The following is a 16,623-nucleotide window of genomic DNA, read 5'->3' on the forward strand; positions in this document are numbered from 1 at the left end:
GGCGGCACTCCCGGCCGGCGATCCAAACCTTTCCCGCAGTGGGAACGCACGGTCGGCTCATAGCACTTCCCGGTCTGTTTCCGGCACGACTTTCGTCATCCGGCGCAAAACGCTGAAAACAGACGGTCGTTGGGGTTACTGTCGGTTCCGTGTTCGCTGCAGAACGTCGCCAATTGATCCTGGAAATGGTGCGGGCGAACGGAGCGGTTTCGCTCCGTGAGCTCGCCCGGGTCGTCCAGACCTCCGAAGTGACCGTGCGCCGTGACGTACGCGCCCTGGAGGCCGAAGGACTACTGGACCGCCGACACGGCGGTGCGGTGCTGCCGGGTGGCTTCACCCGGGAATCCGGCTTCCCACAGAAATCCCATCGAGCGACCGCGGAGAAGACGGCCATCGCCGACGTGGCCGCGGGTCTGGTCAACGAGGGCGAGGCCATCGTGGTCGGCGCCGGCACCACCACGCAGGAGCTGGCCAGACGGCTGGCCCGGGTGCCGGGACTGACCGTGGTCACCAACTCGCTGCTGGTCGCCCAGGCGCTCGCGCACGCCAACCGGGTCGAGGTGGTGATGACCGGCGGCACCCTGCGCGGCTCCAACTACGGCCTGGTGGGCAGCGGCGCCGAGCAGTCGCTGCACGGGCTGCGGGTCTCGCGGGCCTTCCTGTCCGGTGCCGGTCTGACCGCGGAACGCGGCCTGTCCACCTCCAACATGCTCGCCGCGAGCGTGGACCGGGCGCTGGTGCAGGCCGCCGCCGAGGTCGTGGTCCTCGCCGACCACACCAAGCTCGGCGCGGACACCATGTTCCAGACGGTGCCGACGGAGCTGATCACCCATCTGGTCACCGACGAGCCGCCCGCCGAGGACGAACGGGCCGGCACCGAGTTGCAGGCGCTCGCCGACCGGGGGGTGCAGATCGTGGTGGCGACGGTGCCGGGCGCGGACCCGGCGGGGGCGGGGCGGCAGCGCCGGGAGACGCCGCTGCCGGGCCCCAGAAGGCACCAGCCACCGCTGCGCGGCACCGCCGGCGGCGCCGACCAGTCCACCCCCCGCCTCGCGGACGTCCGCCGCCGCTGAGTCCGTCCGCCGGGCGGTCAGCGCGTCAGTTCGGCTTCCGGCGAGGCTGGCTCCGGCAGCTCTGACGGTTCCGACGGCTCCGGCAGCTCCGACGGTTCCGACGTCTCGGGCGCCGGCCCCGCATCGGCCGCCCCGGTCGGCGCGGCCACCCCTGCCACCCCGGCCGCCCCGCCGCGCGTGCGCATCCCGTCGATCATCAGCGACATCAGCCGCTTGAACATCTCCTTGTCCGCGGTGTTCTTCTCGGCGGTCACCACGATCGCGTACGTCAGCTTCAGCAGATCGGCGATCCGTACATCCGCCCTGATCGCGCCCGCCTGCTGGGCGCGCCACAGGAGCGCGCCGCCCACGTGCGGCATCGACGCGCAGGCCGGCATCTTCGTGGTGGACGCCTCGGTGATCGCCGCCGCCAGCCCCCGGTACATCGCGGAGTGGCCGGCCACCGCGCGCAGCCACAGGATCAGCGCCGTCGCCGGGTCGTCCTCGGTGAGCAGTTCCCGGCCGCGCACCCCGAGGGCCTGCACTTCCTGCTCGAAGACCGCGTTCATCAGCGCGTACCGGTCGGGGAAGTGCCGGTAGAGGGTGCCGACGCCGACTCCGGCGTGGCGGGCGATGTCCTCCAGCGCCACATCCGTGCCGTGCACGATGAACGCCTGTCTGGCCTCTTCGAGCAGTCTGTCGTAGTTGCGCTGCGCGTCCGCCCGCATGGCCGTCATTCCTCCTGAAGCGCCGTTTCAGCCGTTCACCCGAAACCGATGGTAGAACCGGAGGTAGTCTCCGTATAGTTAACGGAGGCGCCCTCCGTTTCTATGCCCACTCCTGAGCCCTGCGCTGAATCCCGCGCCGAGCCCCTCGCCGACGCCCGCCGGAGGCTTCTTCCGTGTCCACACCGTCCACGCCGTCCACCCCATCCACCTCGGCCACGCCGTCCACCTCGGCCACGCCATCCACGCCGCCCCTACCCTCCGCACCCGCCACGAGTGACCTGGCCACGGGCTTCTCCCGCCCGTCGCCGGCCGCCCGCCGCCGTTCCTTCCTCGCCCTGGCCGCCATTATCGGCACCCAGCTCATGCTGCTGCTCGACGCGACCGTGGTGAACGTCGCGCTGCCCGACCTCGGCCGCGATCTGCACTTCACCCCCACCGGCATGTCCTGGGTGCTGAACGTCTACACCCTGGCCTTCGGCGGGCTGCTGCTGCTCGGCAGCCGGATCGGTGACCTGATAGGCCGGCGCACCGCGCTGGTCTGGGGCGTCACGGCCTTCACCCTCGCGTCCGTCGCCGGCGGTGTGGCCACCAGCGCCACCGTGCTGCTGATCGCCCGCGCCCTCCAGGGCGCCGCCGCCGCGCTCGCCGCGCCCAGCACGCTCGCGCTGATCACCACGTCCTTCACCGAGGGCGGCGAGCGCAACCGCGCGCTCAGCGTGTTCTCCGCGGTGGCCGGCGCGGGCTTCGCCATCGGCCTCACCGTCGGCGGCATGCTCACCGGGTGGGGCTCCTGGCGCTGGGTGTTCTTCATCAACATCCCGATCGGCCTCGCGGTGGTGCTGATCGCCCCCCGCTTCATCAAGGAGACCCAGCGGCACCGCGGCGGCCGGTTCGACATCGCCGGCGCGGTCACCGGCACCCTCGGCATGGCCACGCTCTCCTACGCGTTCATCCGGGTGGCCGAGACGGGCTGGGGTGACGGCCGCGGGCTGATCTGCTTCGGCGCCGCCCTCGCGCTGCTCGCCGCCTTCCTGGTCAACGAGGTGCGGGCGGAGCGCCCGCTGGTGGTGCTCGGCCTCTTCGCCGACCGCAACCGGGCGCTGGCGTACTGCGTCATGCTGCTCGTGCCGGCCAGCATGTTCGGCGTCTTCTACTTCACCACCCAGTACCTCCAGAACCAACTGGGCTACAGCCCGCTGCGTACCGGCTTCGCCTTCCTGCCGCTGGCCGGGCTGCTCTTCGCCGCCGCCCGGGTGGCACCGCGCGCGCTCGGCAGGTTCGGCCCCCGGCGGATGGCCGCCACCGGGATCGGCCTCACCCTCGCGGGTGGCCTGTGGATCGCCCAGTTGTCGGCGTCCGAGGGGTACGCGGCCGGTCTGCTCGGGCCGCTGATGCTCTTCGGGTTCGGCATGGGCTGCACGATGATGCCGCTCAACACGGTGATCCTGTCCGGCGTCCAGCCGAAGGACGCCGGCTCCGCCTCCGGACTGCTCCAGACGATGCAGCAGGTCGGCGCGAGTCTCGGTCTTTCCATCCTGGTCACCGTCTTCGGCACCGCCGCGCGCCACGCCCACCACAACGCGTTCCTGCACGGCGCCACCACCGCGTTCCTGGCCGGCACCGTCTTCTCCGCCATCGCGCTGGTGCTGGCCCTCTCGATCCGGCCGAAGCCGCCGACCCTGGAGCGTGTCGGCGGCTCGTGAACACCCGCCCGGCCATCGGCGCCCCGCCGGGCGCCGGGACCCGTACGGACGAACGCCGGCCCGCTGGTCAGTGACCAGCGGGCCGGCGTTTGGTGACGTGTGCCGCGGGTCAGTCCTTGATCTCGCAGATCACGGCGCCCGACGTGACCGAGGAGCCGACCGCGGCGGTCAGCCCGACCACGGTGCCGGCCCGGTGCGCGTTGAGCGGCTGCTCCATCTTCATGGCTTCCAGGACGACGATCAGATCGCCCTCGGCCACCTTCTGGTTCTCCTCAACGGCGACCTTGACGATGGTGCCCTGCATCGGCGAGGAGAGCGTGTCACCGGAGACCGCCTTGGCGGCCTTGGCGGTCGCGCGGCGCTTGGGCTTGGCACCGCCCGCCGCGGCGGTACGGGCCAGCGTCATGCCGAGCGACACCGGCAGCGAGATCTCCAGCCGCTTGCCGCCGACCTCGACCACGACGGTCTCGCGGCCGGGGAGGTCCTCGTCCTCGCTCACCACGGGTCCGGCGAAGGCCGGGATGGTGTTCTGGAACTCGGTCTCGATCCACCGGGTGTGGATCTTGAACGGGCCCTCCTTCGGCGCGAAGGCGGGATCGACGACCACGGCGCGGTGGAACGGGATGGCCGTCGCCATGCCCTCGACCTCGAACTCGCCCAGGGCGCGGGCGGCCCGCTGGAGGGCCTGCTCGCGGGTGGCGCCGGTGACGATGAGCTTGGCCAGCAACGAGTCCCACGCCGGGCCGATCACGCTGCCCGACTCCACGCCCGCGTCGAGCCGCACGCCCGGGCCCGTGGGGGCCGCGAACTTGGTGACGGTGCCGGGGGCCGGCAGGAAGTTGCGCCCCGGGTCCTCACCGTTGATGCGGAACTCGAAGGAGTGACCGCGCAGCGGCGGGTCGTCGTAACCGAGGGCCTCGCCGTCGGCGATCCGGAACATCTCGCGCACCAGGTCGATGCCCGAGACCTCCTCGGTCACCGGGTGCTCCACCTGGAGACGGGTGTTGACCTCAAGGAACGAGATCGTCCCGTCCTGGCCGACCAGGAACTCACAGGTACCGGCGCCCACATAGCCCGCCTCGCGCAGGATGGACTTCGAGGCGGCGTAGAGCTGGGCGTTCTGCTCCTTGCTCAGATAGGGCGCGGGAGCTTCCTCGACGAGCTTCTGGTGACGGCGCTGGAGCGAGCAGTCGCGGGTGGAGACGACGACCACATTGCCGTGGGTGTCGGCCAGGCACTGCGTTTCCACGTGCCGGGGCCGGTCCAGATAACGCTCGACGAAGCACTCGCCGCGACCGAAGGCGGCGACCGCCTCACGGACGGCCGAGTCGTAGAGCTCGGGGACTTCCTCCAGGGTGCGGGCGACCTTCAGACCGCGACCGCCACCGCCGAAGGCGGCTTTGATCGCGATCGGCAGGCCGTGCTCCTTGGCGAAGGCCACGACCTCTTCGGCGCCCGACACGGGGTCGGGGGTGCCCGCGACCAGCGGGGCGCCCGCGCGCTGTGCGATGTGACGAGCCGCCACCTTGTCGCCCAGGTCACGGATCGCCTGCGGCGGCGGGCCGATCCAGGTCAGGCCGGCATCGAGCACGGCCTGTGCGAACTCCGCGTTCTCCGACAGGAATCCGTAGCCGGGGTGGACGGCGTCGGCGCCCGATTCGGCGGCTGCCGCGAGGACTTTGGCGATGTCGAGATAACTGCTCGCGGGGGTATCACCGCCCAGGGCGTAGGCCTCGTCGGCCACGCGGACATGCAGCGCGTCCCGATCGGGGTCAGCGTAGACGGCCACGCTGGCGATCCCCGCGTCCCGGCAGGCACGGGCGACACGAACTGCGATTTCACCGCGATTGGCGATGAGCACCTTACGCACGATGGCTCCCTCCTTGAAACAAGCCGAGTTTAGGTACTGGCCACACTCGATGCCGAGGCACCCCTGCACGTGAGCTTGCCCACACGGAGGGTGATTCAGGGGGCTTAAGAATCCCTGAAAGCCTGCTCATTCCACGGTACGGCCCGGTTGGGGGCGTTGTCCCGGACTCCCCGGCGCCGGGCGGTTCGGCGGTCTGCGGGGCTCCACCATCCGGCCGCCTTTTGTGGAAACCCCACGAATAGTGGGCGGAAAATTTTCGTCCCGACATCCCGGACACCCCCGAACGGGTGGCGGGCCGCCCGCTCTTGTCACTGACCGTACTCATGCGTAGCCTGCAAGCCCCGGAGTACCCCCGGTAACGCGGCGGGCGCTGGCGATCGTAGCGGGGGAAGCCGGGGCACGACGACAACGGGGACAACAGGCCACGAGTGCACGAGGGCAAGAGAGCACGAGGGCACGAGAGCAAGAGGGGGAGCGGATGCGCAGAGGAACAGCCGTCGGCGCGGCGGTCGCCCTGGTTCTCGAAGCCCTCGCGATCGCCTTGGTGAATTGGCTGCTCGGCCTGGCGATACGGCACCAGAGCATGTCGCTCGCCGGCCTCGACCCCGACGCCATGGCGATCGGATCGTGGGTGGCCGGCGGGGTGTTCGCGCTCTTCCTGATCGGCTGCGCGGTCCTCGCCCTCCGGATAGCCCGGCGCGACCGGATGACCGGCCGGGTCGCCCGGATCGTGCTCATCGTCTGCGCCGTGGTGCAGGGCGTGGCCGGCGCGGTCGTGGTCGGCCCGGTCGGCTGGCCCGCGTTCGTGGCGTTGATGGTCGTCCTCTCGCTGCTGGTGGCCACCCTGGTCCTGTACGCGCCGGAGGACCAACCGCGGCCCGCCGCCGTACCCGAGCCGGGTGAGCTGCCGCCCCCGGCGACCGCTTAGCGGGCCGTCCTGCCCGCTGCCGTGCCCGCCGTGCCCGGCCCCGCCCGTCACGCCCACAGATCGGTGATCCGTACGTCCAACTCGGCCAGCAGCAGCCGCAGCAGCGGCAGCGAGAGCCCGATCACGTTGCCCGGGTCGCCGTCGACGCCCTCCACGAAGGGCGCTGAACGCCCGTCGAGGGTGAACGCGCCCGCCACGCTCAGCGGTTCGCCGCTCGCCACATAGGCCGCGATCTCCGCGTCGTCCGGCGTCCCGAACCGTACGGTGGTCGACGCGGTCCGCGAGACCCGGCGGCCGTTCGCCCTGTCGATCACACAGTGCCCCGTCCTGAGCACCCCGCTGCGGCCGCGCATCGCCTGCCAGCGGGCGGTCGCGTCCGCCGCGTCCTTCGGCTTGCCCAGCGCCGCGCCGTCCAGGTCGAGTACCGAGTCGCAGCCGACCACCAGCTCACCGCCGGTCAGCAGCCCGCCGCCGGCCACCGCTTCCGCCTTCGCCACCGCCAGCACCCGGGCCAGCTCGGCGGGGGACGGCGCCGTGATGGCGTCCTCGTCCACCCCGCTCACCACCACGCGCGGCTCGAACCCGGCCTGGCGCAGCAGCCCGAGCCGGGCGGGGGAGGCGGAGGCGAGGACGAGCGGTCGCTTGGAGGTCACCCGCACATCGTAGGGACCCGTCCGGCGACCGCGGTCCAGGGGCGTCGGTTCAGGCCGGCCACACCGAGGTCCGCCAGGCGCCGGGACCCGGCCGGGGTACGGCACGCGGCACCGTACGGGCCGGGTCGGCCCAGACGGCCGGCGGCCCCGGAGCGTCGTCGGCGGGATCCCCGGCCGCCTCGGCCGACGCGGCCCTCAGCTGCACCAGCGCCACCACGGCGGCCAGCTCCTCCGGGGTCGGACATCCCCGTTCCACCCTGATCATCACGGGACGACTCCTCTCAGCGACGTATCGACGACCCGCCTGCCTACCCGCCTGCCCGCCCGTCTGCCGCGGATCGCCACGGACCGCCGCGGGGTTTGGCGGACTGCCTCAGAGCGGGATGTTGCCGTGCTTCTTCGGCGGCAGGCTCTCCCGCTTGTTCCGCAGCGTCCGCAGCGCCTTCACCAGCGCCACCCGGGTCTGCGACGGCGCGATCACCCCGTCCACATAACCGCGTTCGGCGGCGACATACGGATTGAGCAGCGTGTCCTCGTACTCCGTGATGAACCGCCGGCGCAGCTCCTCGGCCTCCTCGGGCGTCTCCGCCTCGGCCAGCGTGCGGCGGTAGAGGATGTTCACCGCGCCCTGCGCGCCCATCACCGCGATCTGCGCCGTCGGCCAGGCCAGATTGAGGTCCGCGCCCAGGTGCTTGGAGCCCATCACGTCGTACGCGCCGCCGTACGCCTTACGGGTGATGATGGTGATCAGCGGTACGGTCGCCTCGGCGTACGCGTAGATCAGCTTGGCGCCCCGGCGGATGATGCCGTCCCACTCCTGGTTGGTGCCGGGAAGGAAACCGGGCACGTCGACGAAGGTGAGCACCGGGACGTTGAAGCTGTCGCAGGTCCGGACGAAACGGGCCGCCTTCTCCGAGGCGTTGATGTCGAGACAGCCGGCGAACTGGAGCGGCTGGTTGGCTACCACGCCCACCGGCCGGCCGTCGATCCGCCCGAAGCCGGTGACGATGTTCGGCGCGAACAGGCTCTGGGTCTCCAGGAACTCGCCGTCGTCCAGCACGTGTTCGATGACCTTGTGCATGTCGTAGGGCTGGTTGGCCGAGTCCGGGATCAGCGTGTCGAGTTCGAGGTCCTCGTCGCCGACCACCAGGTCCGCCCCGCCGGCGAACTCGGGCGGCTCCTCCAGGTTGTTGCTCGGCAGATACGACAGCAGCGCCTTCACGTACTCGACGGCCTCCTTCTCGTCGCCGGACAGGTGATGCGCGTTGCCCGAGGTGGTGTTGTGGGTCCTCGCGCCGCCCAGCTCCTCCATCCCGACGTCCTCGCCGGTCACCGTCTTGATCACGTCGGGCCCGGTGATGAACATGTGCGAGGTCCGGTCGACCATCACCACGAAGTCGGTGATCGCCGGCGAGTAGACCGCGCCGCCCGCGCACGGGCCCATGATCAGGCTGATCTGCGGGATCACCCCGGAGGCGTGGGTGTTGCGGCGGAAGATCTCGCCGTACATGCCGAGCGAGGTGACGCCCTCCTGGATCCGGGCACCGCCCGAGTCGTTGATGCCGATCATCGGGCAGCCGGTCTTCAGCGCGAAGTCCATCACCTTGACGATCTTCTCGCCGTAGACCTCACCCAGTGCGCCGCCGAAGACCGTGAAGTCCTGCGAGAACACCGCGACCGGGCGGCCCTCCACCGTGCCGTACCCGGTCACCACACCGTCGCCGTAAGGCCGGTTGGCCGCCAGGCCGAAGTTGGTGGAGCGATGCCGGGCCAACTCGTCCAGCTCGGTGAACGACCCTTCGTCCAGCAGCATCCCGATCCGCTCGCGGGCGGTCAGCTTGCCCTTGGCGTGCTGTTTCTCGACCGCGCTCCCCGAACCGGCGTGCGTCGCCTCCTCGATACGGCGGCGCAGATCCGCGAGCTTTCCGGCGGTGGTGTGGATGTCGTACTCCGGCTCGGCCATGGAGGCGGCTCTCCTGCTCTCGGCGGATCCTACGGTGGCGTCCCGCCGGTGATATGACCGGCGGGTAACGCTGCGTTCAGCGTAGTGCGGAGGCCCGGCCCCGGGCACCGCGGCGTTCGACACAGCGGCCGGGCATTCGACAGCGGTCAGCGGGACGCCGCCGGAAAAGCGCGGGGAGCCGCCAACAGGACCCCGCCAGGACGCAGCCGGGACCTCGTCGGGAGCCGCCAACAGGACCCCGCCGGGGGCTTCGCCGGGAGCCGGGCGGTGGCGGATCGTAGGCTTGCGCCATGACGCGCAGCCGCTGGTCCGATCTGGAACGACCGCCTCTGAACGCCACCGCGCTGCGCCGCGCGGTGGTCGTCCCGGACGGCCTGTGGACCGAACTCGACGTGGTCGAGGCCACCGGCTCCACCAACCTCGACCTGGCCGCGCGGGCCCGGCAGGGCGCCCCCGAGGGCGTCGCGCTGATCGCCGAGGAGCAGACGGCCGGCCGCGGCCGGCTCGACCGGCGGTGGAGCGCGCCCGCCCGCTCCGGCCTCTTCTTCTCCGTCCTGCTGCGGCCGGGCGAGGCCCGCGGCGACCGCGGGCCGGTGCCGGTGCACCGCTGGGGCTGGCTGCCGCTGCTCGCCGGGGTGGCCACCGCGACCGCGCTCTCCCGGGCGGCCGGCATCGACACCGCCCTCAAATGGCCGAACGACCTGCTGCTCACCGTCGACGGCGAGGAGCGCAAGGCCGGCGGCATCCTCGCCGAGCGGGTCGGCGGCGGCACCTCCCCGGCCGACGGCTCCGGCGGTGCGGTGGTCGTCGGTATCGGCGTCAACGTCTCGCTGCGGGCGGCGGAGCTGCCGGTCCCCACCGCCACCTCGCTGGCGCTGGCCGGCGCCCAGGGCACCGACCGCGACCCGCTGCTGCGCGCCGTGCTGCGCTCGCTCGCCGACTGGTACGGGGCCTGGCGGGCGGCCGACGGCGACCCGGCCGTCTCCCGCCTCCAGCAGACGTACGGCGCCGGGTGCGCCACGCTGGGCCGCCAGGTCCGGGCCGAACTGCCCGGCGGCAAGGAGCTGTCCGGTACGGCGGTGGCCGTCGACGGCGACGGCCGGCTCGTGATCGCCGGGCCGGACGGGGAAGAGGCGGTCGGGGCCGGCGACGTCGTGCATCTGCGGCCCGGGACCGGGCAGCTCTGACCGGCGTCGCGGCCCGGTGCGAGTGAGCCACCGCACACCTGCCGTATCTTTGAGGAGCTGCGTCGTCTCGATGATCGGAAGGGCTGTGCGCAGGGATTCTTCGCGGGCCGGGCGGTAGGTCGTGGACAACGACAGCGCCGCACCGGACCAGCCGAACTCACCGGATCCGGGTGCCCACCGGGATCCGGTGCGCGGTGTGCGCGGCGCTTCCGGGGCGTCGGAACATCCCACGATGGGCTTTGTCGACCCCGGCGACGGGGCCGATCCGGACGCCGACCCCGAGACGGGCGAGTATCCCGACACCGGGGAGCATCCGCTGGCCCTCCGGCTGGAGGAGCTGATCCTCGGCGCGCCCCGCCGCTACACCCCCTTCCAGGCGGCCCGTACCGCCGGCGTCTCGATGGACCTGGCGTCCCGGTTCTGGCGGGCGATGGGCTTCGCCGACATCGGCCAGGCCAAGGCGCTCACCGAGGCGGACGTGCTGGCGCTGCGGCGGCTGGCCGGTCTGGTCGAGGCGGGCCTGCTCAGCGAGTCGATGGCCATCCAGGTGGCGCGCTCCACCGGCCAGACCACCGCGCGGCTCGCCGACTGGCAGACCGACTCCTTCCTGGAGGGCCTCACCGAGCCGCCGGAGCCCGGGATGACCCGGGCCGAGGTGGCGTACCCGCTGGTGGAGCTGCTGCTGCCGGAGCTGGAGGAGTTCCTGGTCTACGTCTGGCGGCGCCAGGTCGCGGCGGCAACCAGCCGGGTGGTCCAGTCCGACGACGAGGAGGCCGTGGACCGGCGGCTCGCGGTCGGCTTCGCCGATCTGGTGGGGTTCACCCGGCTCACCCGGCGCCTGGAGGAGGAGGAACTGGGCGAGCTGGTGGAGGCGTTCGAGACCACCGCGGCCGATCAGGTCGCCGCTTACGGGGGCCGGCTCATCAAGACTCTCGGCGACGAGGTGCTCTTCGTCGCCGACGACCCCGGTACGGCGGCGGAGATCGGGATGCGGCTGATCGAGACGATGACCGGGGACGAGTCGATGCCGGCGCTCCGGGTCGGCATGGCGTTCGGCACCGTCACCACCCGGATGGGTGATGTCTTCGGCACCACCGTCAACCTGGCGTCGCGCCTGACCTCGATAGCGCCCAGGGACGCGGTCCTCGTCGACGGCGACTTCGCCGAGGCACTGGCGGAGGCGGGCGACGCGCCGGCCTCCGAGGCGGACGTCGACCCCTCCTCGGCGGAGAAGTACCGCTTCGCGCTCCAGCCGATGTGGCGCCGCCCGGTCCGGGGCCTCGGCGTGGTCGAGCCGTGGCTCCTGACCCGCCGCCGCTCCTGAATCGGCTGCCGCTCCTGAGTGGCCGCCGCTCCTGAATCGGCCCCCGGGGACCTCACGGGTCGGTGGGGCCGTGGGTTCGCCGCCGGACGGCGCCTCGCTGAGCTGCCGGAACGCCCTCTGACCCCCGGTCCGCCGGGGCCCCGGCGGGGCTGACAGGATGGGGGTTCACGGGCGTTAACCGGGAGGACGGCGTGATGGCTGAGGAGCGGTTCGGCGAGTTCGTGGTGGTGCGGCGGCACGGCGCGCGGGTGGCGGAGCTGGTGCTGGACCGGCCGCGGGCCATGAACGCGGTGTCGACGGCGATGGCCGGGTCCATCGCGGCGGCCTGCGAGGCGCTCGGCCGGGACCGCGCGGTGAGCGTGACCGTCGTCAGCTCGTCCAACGACAAGGCGTTCTGCGTCGGCGCCGACCTGAAGGAGCGCAACGCGCTGAGCGACGCCGAACTCGGCCGGCAGCGCCCGCTGGCCAGGGCCGCGTACACCGGGGTGCTGGAGCTGCCGATGCCGGCCGTCGCCGCCGTGCACGGCTACGCGCTCGGCGGCGGTTTCGAGCTGGCGCTCTCCTGCGACCTGATCGTGGGTGACGCGACCACCGTGCTCGGTCTGCCCGAGGTGTCGGTCGGCGTGATTCCGGGCGGCGGCGGAACGCAGCTCCTGCCGCGCAGGGTCGGCGCGGCCCGTGCCGCCGAGCTGATCTTCACCGCCCGCCGGCTGGCCGCGGCCGAGGCGGTTGAGCTCGGCCTGATCGACCGGCTCGCCCCCGAAGACGGGGCGGCCCGCGCCACCGCGCTGGAACTGGCCGCCACCATCGCCGCGAACTCCCCGGTCGGGCTGCGCGCGGCCAAGCGCGCCCTGCGGCTGGGCCACGGCGCGGACCTCCGCACCGGTCTGGAGATCGAGGACGCGGCCTGGCGCACGGTCGCCTTCTCCGCCGACCGGGCCGAGGGCGTCGCCGCCTTCAACGACAAGCGCACCCCGGAGTGGCCGGGCGAGTAGCGGGCGGTACGGCCCGGCCGGGCTCCGGCCGGCGGAGGCTTGGGGCGGCTTGGGCCGAGTGATGCCGCCTGGTGCCGCCTGGTGCCGCCTGGTGCCGTCCGGGGCGAGCCGCCCGTTCGGCCCATCCGGCGCCGGGCCAGCGGTCATAGCCGGAGAAACGTCCCTAGCCTGGGGGAATGGTTGACGGGACGGCGGCCGACGTACGGCTGCGGGCGGTCGTCGAACTCGCCCAGGCGCTCGCCACCGCCCAGACACCGCGCGCCGCGGTACGGGCGGGGGCCCGGCGTGCCCGGCTGGCCATCGGCGGCTCCTTCGCGGCGATCTCGGCGTGGGAGCGGGAGGCGGGACGGCTCCGGGTGCTGGTCAACGACGGTGATCTCGCGGCGGGCGAGGAGCCGGAACCGGTCGACGAGTCGTACTCGGTCCATGACTTCCCGGAGATCGCGGAGTTTCTGCACGACACCTGGGCGGGGGGCGGCGCGCCGCACGCGTGGGTGGACACGGTCGAGGGTGCGGGGCCCTCCGACCCTTCGCGGCCCGCGTCCGACGCGGCCGACGCCTCCGGCGCGGCTTCCGGCGGGGCGGGCGGCTGGAGCCGTACGGCGGCGCTGCGGCGGCGCGGGCGCGGCAGCTGTGTGGTGGCGCCGATCGTGGTGCACGGACGGGCGTGGGGCGAGCTGTACGTGGCCCGGGAGATCGGCGAACCCGTCTTCGGCCGTACGGACGCCGACTTCGCCAGTGTGCTGGCCGCGCTGATCGCGGCGGCCATCGCGCAGACCGAGCGGCTCGCCGAGGTGAAACGGCTCGCCTTCACCGACCCGCTCACCGGCCTGGGCAACCGGCGGGCGGTCGACGTACGGCTGGAGCAGGCGCTGGAGGGGCACCGGGAGCGGGGGACCGTGGTCAGCCTGGTGGTGTGCGACCTCAACGGGCTGAAGAAGGTGAACGATCTGCTCGGGCACGCGGTGGGGGACCGGCTGCTGGAACGGTTCGGGTCGCTGCTGTCGCTGAGCGCGGCGATGCTGCCGGGGAGTCTCGCGGCGCGGCTGGGCGGGGACGAGTTCTGCATCGTGGCGGTGGGGCAGGAGGCGGCGGAGGTGGAGCGGATGGCCGAGGAGGTGTGCAGGCGGGCGGAGGAGCTGGAGGTGGGGGAGGGGGTGGCGGTCGGGGTGGCGTCCACGGGGGACGCGATTGGGCAGGTCAGTTCGGCGCGGCGGTTGTTCCGGCTGGCGGACGCGGCGCAGTATCGGGCGAAGGCGCTGCGCGCGGCGCATCCGGTGGTGGCGGGGCGGGAGGCTCCGGACGACCCGGTCGTCCGCCTCGCGGATTCGCCACCGGCGTCGCCTTCCGCCCCCGAGCGCCGCTCTTTGCGGGGCCGCCACGGCTGAGGGTTCCCCTTCCCCGCGGGGTGCGGTGCGGGCCCCTCCGGGGGGAGGGGGGTGTTTCCCACCCGCACCACCCGTGCGACTCCGTCTTCACCTGCGGGTCTCCCCGTACCCCTTGCCCGGCGTCGGCGGCTCCCCGCCCGTGCGCCTCCGCTACCACGTGCGGGTCTTCCGGTCCGGTTTGCCCGGCGTCGGCGGCTCCCCGCCCGTGCGGCTTCGCTGCCGCGTGCGGGTCTTCCCGTGCCGCTTGCCCGGCACCGGCAGCCCCCAGCCCGTGCGACTTCGTCTCCACGTGCCTTGCCCGGCGTCGGCGGCTCCCCGCCCGTGCGCCTCCGCTACCACGTGCGGGTCTTCCGGTGCGGGTTGCCCGGCGTCGGCGGGCGGCCCGGCATGCGGGTCCGCTGCCGCGTGCGGGTCCGCCCGTGTACCTGCCCACCGGCGGTGGGCGCCCGGTTCGGCCGCGCAGCGAAATCGGTCCGTCCGCGGGTCTCGCGACGTCGGGGCGCGCGCCGGTTCTCGGGGGTCGGCCCCGCAGGGAGCCGCGGGGTGACAGGCGGGGATTCAGTGCTTAGGGTGCGTGAATATGGATATGCAGAACGTGGTGGTGGGCGCCGAGGGGATCGCGGCGGAGGACGTGCTGGCGGTGGCCCGGGGGGCCGCGAAGGTCGTGGTGAGCGAGGGCGCGCTGGCGGGGGTCGCCCGGGCGCGGGGGGTGATCGAGGCGCTCGCGGCCAAGCCCGAACCGGTCTACGGCGTGAGCACCGGATTCGGCGCCCTCGCCGTCCGGCACATCAGCCCCGAGCTGCGCGTCCAGTTGCAGCGCAGCCTCGTCCGGTCGCACGCGGCCGGCATGGGCCCCCAGGTGGAACGCGAAGTCGTACGCGCGCTGATGTTCCTGCGGCTCAAGACGCTCGCCTCGGGCCACACCGGGGTCCGCCCCGTGGTCGTGGAGACGATCGCCGCGCTGCTCAACGCCGGCATCACCCCGGTCGTGCACGAATTCGGCTCGCTCGGCTGCTCCGGCGACCTCGCCCCCCTCGCGCACTGCGCCCAGGTCCTGATGGGCGAGGGCGAGGCGGCCGGCCCCGACGGCGTCGTCCGCCCCGCCGCCGAACTCCTCGCCGCGCACGGGATCGCCCCGGTCGAACTGCGGGAGAAGGAGGGCCTCGCCCTCATCAACGGCACCGACGGCATGCTCGGCATGCTCCTGCTCGCCTGCGCCGACCTCGCCCGCCTCTTCACCGCCGCCGACATCACCGCCGCCCTCAGCCTCGAAGCCCTGCTCGGCACCGACAAGGTGCTCGCGCCCGAGCTGCACGCGATCCGCCCGCACCCCGGCCAGGCGGCCAGCGCCGAGAACATGCGCCGGGTGCTCGCCGGGTCCGGGCTCACCGGCCACCACCAGGACGACGCCCCCCGCGTCCAGGACGCGTACTCCATCCGCTGCGCCCCCCAGGTGGCCGGCGCCGGCCGGGACACCCTGGCCCATGCCCGGCTGGTCGCCGACCGTGAACTCGCGGCCGCTATCGACAACCCGGTGGTGCTCGTCGGGGACACCTCCGACGACGAAGGCTCCGGGGGCGGCAGGGTCGAGTCGAACGGCAACTTCCACGGCGCCCCGGTCGCCTACGTGCTGGACTTCCTCGCCATCGCCGCCGCCGACCTGGCCTCCATCGCCGAGCGCCGTACCGACCGGCTGCTGGACAAGAACCGTTCGCACGGCCTGCCGCCGTTCCTCGCCGACGACCCCGGGCTCGACTCCGGTCTGATGATCGCCCAGTACACCCAGGCCGCCCTGGTCAGCGAGATGAAGCGGCTGGCCGTACCGGCCTCGGTCGACTCCATCCCGTCCTCCGCGATGCAGGAGGACCACGTCTCCATGGGCTGGTCGGCGGCGCGCAAGCTCCGTACCGCCGTCGACAACCTCACCCGCGTCATCGCGGTGGAGCTTTTCGCGGCCACCCGCGCGCTGGAGATCAGGTCCGCGACCAGCGTGCTGGGGCTGGCGCCCGCGTCCCAGGCGGTGCTCGACGCGGTGCGCGAGGCCGGGGTGCGGGGCGCGGGTCCCGACCGCTTCCTCTCGCCCGACCTGGAGGCGGCGTATGTCTTTGTCCGCGAGGGTGCGCTCGCGCGGGCGGCGGAGTCGGTCACCGGGCCGTTGGCGTAAGCGCCGCTGCCGGCGCGCGGCCGGCGTCCTCGGACGGCTCGGGGTGCCAATCCGGGCCGTCGCCCGACCATCGGCCGGTGGCCGGTTGCTCGCGCAGTTCCTCGCGCCCCTGGTGGTGCTGGTCCTCCCGCGACGGCCGGCCGCAAACGGGCACCCCGAGGCGTAAGGGAAACCCTCAGCTGACCGCTTCGCGGGAGCGCCGCCCCGCGTTGAGGACGAGTCCCGCCCCCGCCACCAGAAACGCCGCCCCGCCAATGACATACGGCTTCGTATCCACCGCACCGGTGTCGGCGAGATCGCCCAGGTGCCGTGCGGAGCCGTTCGTCGCGGCGATGGAGTGGCTTGTCGTCGACGTGACGGGGGCCGCGTCGACCGGTCCGGCCGTCGCGGAGGGGACGAAATACAGCGCGGCCAGCACGGAAGCGGCGGCCGCGGCGACATAAGGGCGGGGTGAGGTCAACGTATCCCCCAAGCGAGAGCGGTGACTTGACCGTGAGGGCCGATGGTAGTGACTCGGTGCTGCCCTGTGAAGCGGCGACGAAACGCTCACGGTGTGTAGAAGTGATTACACGGATCGTATGCCCGCAGTCAGGAAATCAACCCCACTGGCACGTGTGAAAGCCCACAATTCTCACCGAAGAGGGCCTGTTTTCCCCTTTCGCCTGTTT

At 72.8% G+C, this 16,623-nt stretch carries 14 protein-coding genes; 8 read left to right on the plus strand and 6 right to left on the minus strand.

Annotated features, from left to right (window positions below; genetic code table 11):
- Window positions 1-149 precede the first annotated feature (149 nt).
- Window positions 150-1,073, plus strand: a complete 924-nt coding sequence (locus OG519_RS22235; RefSeq protein ID WP_405586727.1) for a DeoR/GlpR family DNA-binding transcription regulator — start codon at window positions 150-152, stop codon at window positions 1,071-1,073.
- 17 nt (window positions 1,074-1,090) lie between these two features.
- On the opposite strand, the gene OG519_RS22240 is transcribed toward OG519_RS22235, so the two are convergent.
- Window positions 1,091-1,780 (minus strand): TetR/AcrR family transcriptional regulator, encoded by a 690-nt coding sequence (locus tag OG519_RS22240; RefSeq protein WP_405586730.1) that lies wholly within the window; start codon window positions 1,778-1,780, stop codon window positions 1,091-1,093.
- Window positions 1,781-1,953: 173 nt separating this feature from the next.
- Here OG519_RS22240 and OG519_RS22245 point away from each other — a divergent pair, with 173 nt between their 5' ends.
- Window positions 1,954-3,483, plus strand: coding sequence for an MFS transporter (locus OG519_RS22245; protein ID WP_405586733.1), 1,530 nt, complete (start codon window positions 1,954-1,956; stop codon window positions 3,481-3,483).
- Between the two features lie 109 nt (window positions 3,484-3,592).
- Here the strand turns inward: OG519_RS22245 and OG519_RS22250 are convergent, their stop codons facing one another.
- Window positions 3,593-5,353 (minus strand): acetyl/propionyl/methylcrotonyl-CoA carboxylase subunit alpha, encoded by a 1,761-nt coding sequence (locus OG519_RS22250; RefSeq protein WP_405586736.1) that lies wholly within the window; start codon window positions 5,351-5,353, stop codon window positions 3,593-3,595.
- A 478-nt stretch (window positions 5,354-5,831) separates the two neighbouring features.
- Between OG519_RS22250 and OG519_RS22255 the strand changes: the two genes are divergently transcribed.
- Window positions 5,832-6,281, plus strand: coding sequence for a hypothetical protein (locus OG519_RS22255; RefSeq protein ID WP_405586739.1), 450 nt, complete (start codon window positions 5,832-5,834; stop codon window positions 6,279-6,281).
- Between the two features lie 47 nt (window positions 6,282-6,328).
- On the opposite strand, the gene OG519_RS22260 is transcribed toward OG519_RS22255, so the two are convergent.
- The 3 genes from OG519_RS22260 to OG519_RS22270 all read right to left on the minus strand — a co-directional run bounded on the left by OG519_RS22260 (window position 6,329) and on the right by OG519_RS22270 (window position 8,897).
- Complete coding sequence (locus OG519_RS22260) at window positions 6,329-6,934, minus strand: Maf family protein (protein WP_405586742.1); 606 nt, start codon at window positions 6,932-6,934, stop codon at window positions 6,329-6,331.
- 49 nt (window positions 6,935-6,983) lie between these two features.
- Complete coding sequence (locus tag OG519_RS22265; protein WP_405586745.1) at window positions 6,984-7,199, minus strand: acyl-CoA carboxylase subunit epsilon; 216 nt, start codon at window positions 7,197-7,199, stop codon at window positions 6,984-6,986.
- Between the two features lie 108 nt (window positions 7,200-7,307).
- Window positions 7,308-8,897, minus strand: coding sequence for an acyl-CoA carboxylase subunit beta (locus tag OG519_RS22270; protein WP_405586748.1), 1,590 nt, complete (start codon window positions 8,895-8,897; stop codon window positions 7,308-7,310).
- Window positions 8,898-9,187: 290 nt separating this feature from the next.
- Here OG519_RS22270 and OG519_RS22275 point away from each other — a divergent pair, with 290 nt between their 5' ends.
- The 5 genes from OG519_RS22275 (at window position 9,188) to hutH (ending at window position 15,955) form a co-directional block, all read left to right on the plus strand.
- The gene (locus OG519_RS22275) at window positions 9,188-10,084 is read left to right on the plus strand and encodes a biotin--[acetyl-CoA-carboxylase] ligase (RefSeq protein WP_405586750.1); all 897 of its coding nucleotides are present in this window, start codon (window positions 9,188-9,190) and stop codon (window positions 10,082-10,084) included.
- Window positions 10,085-10,316: 232 nt separating this feature from the next.
- A complete protein-coding gene (locus OG519_RS22280) occupies window positions 10,317-11,408 on the plus strand; it encodes an adenylate/guanylate cyclase domain-containing protein (protein WP_405586753.1) in 1,092 nt (363 codons plus the stop codon).
- Between the two features lie 194 nt (window positions 11,409-11,602).
- Window positions 11,603-12,403: an enoyl-CoA hydratase-related protein gene (locus tag OG519_RS22285; protein WP_405586756.1), complete on the plus strand. Its 801-nt coding sequence runs from the start codon at window positions 11,603-11,605 to the stop codon at window positions 12,401-12,403.
- 176 nt (window positions 12,404-12,579) lie between these two features.
- Entirely contained in the window at window positions 12,580-13,791 is a 1,212-nt protein-coding gene (locus OG519_RS22290) for a diguanylate cyclase domain-containing protein (RefSeq protein WP_405586759.1), read from the plus strand.
- 580 nt (window positions 13,792-14,371) lie between these two features.
- A complete protein-coding gene (hutH, locus tag OG519_RS22295) occupies window positions 14,372-15,955 on the plus strand; it encodes a histidine ammonia-lyase (RefSeq protein WP_405586762.1) in 1,584 nt (527 codons plus the stop codon).
- A 175-nt stretch (window positions 15,956-16,130) separates the two neighbouring features.
- Here the strand turns inward: hutH and OG519_RS22300 are convergent, their stop codons facing one another.
- Complete coding sequence (locus OG519_RS22300) at window positions 16,131-16,415, minus strand: hypothetical protein (RefSeq protein ID WP_405586764.1); 285 nt, start codon at window positions 16,413-16,415, stop codon at window positions 16,131-16,133.
- Between the last annotated feature and the right edge of the window lie 208 nt (window positions 16,416-16,623).

The organism is Streptomyces sp. NBC_01190 (genome assembly GCF_045039895.1).
In the GTDB taxonomy this organism is placed as follows: Bacteria; Actinomycetota; Actinomycetes; order Streptomycetales; family Streptomycetaceae; genus Actinacidiphila.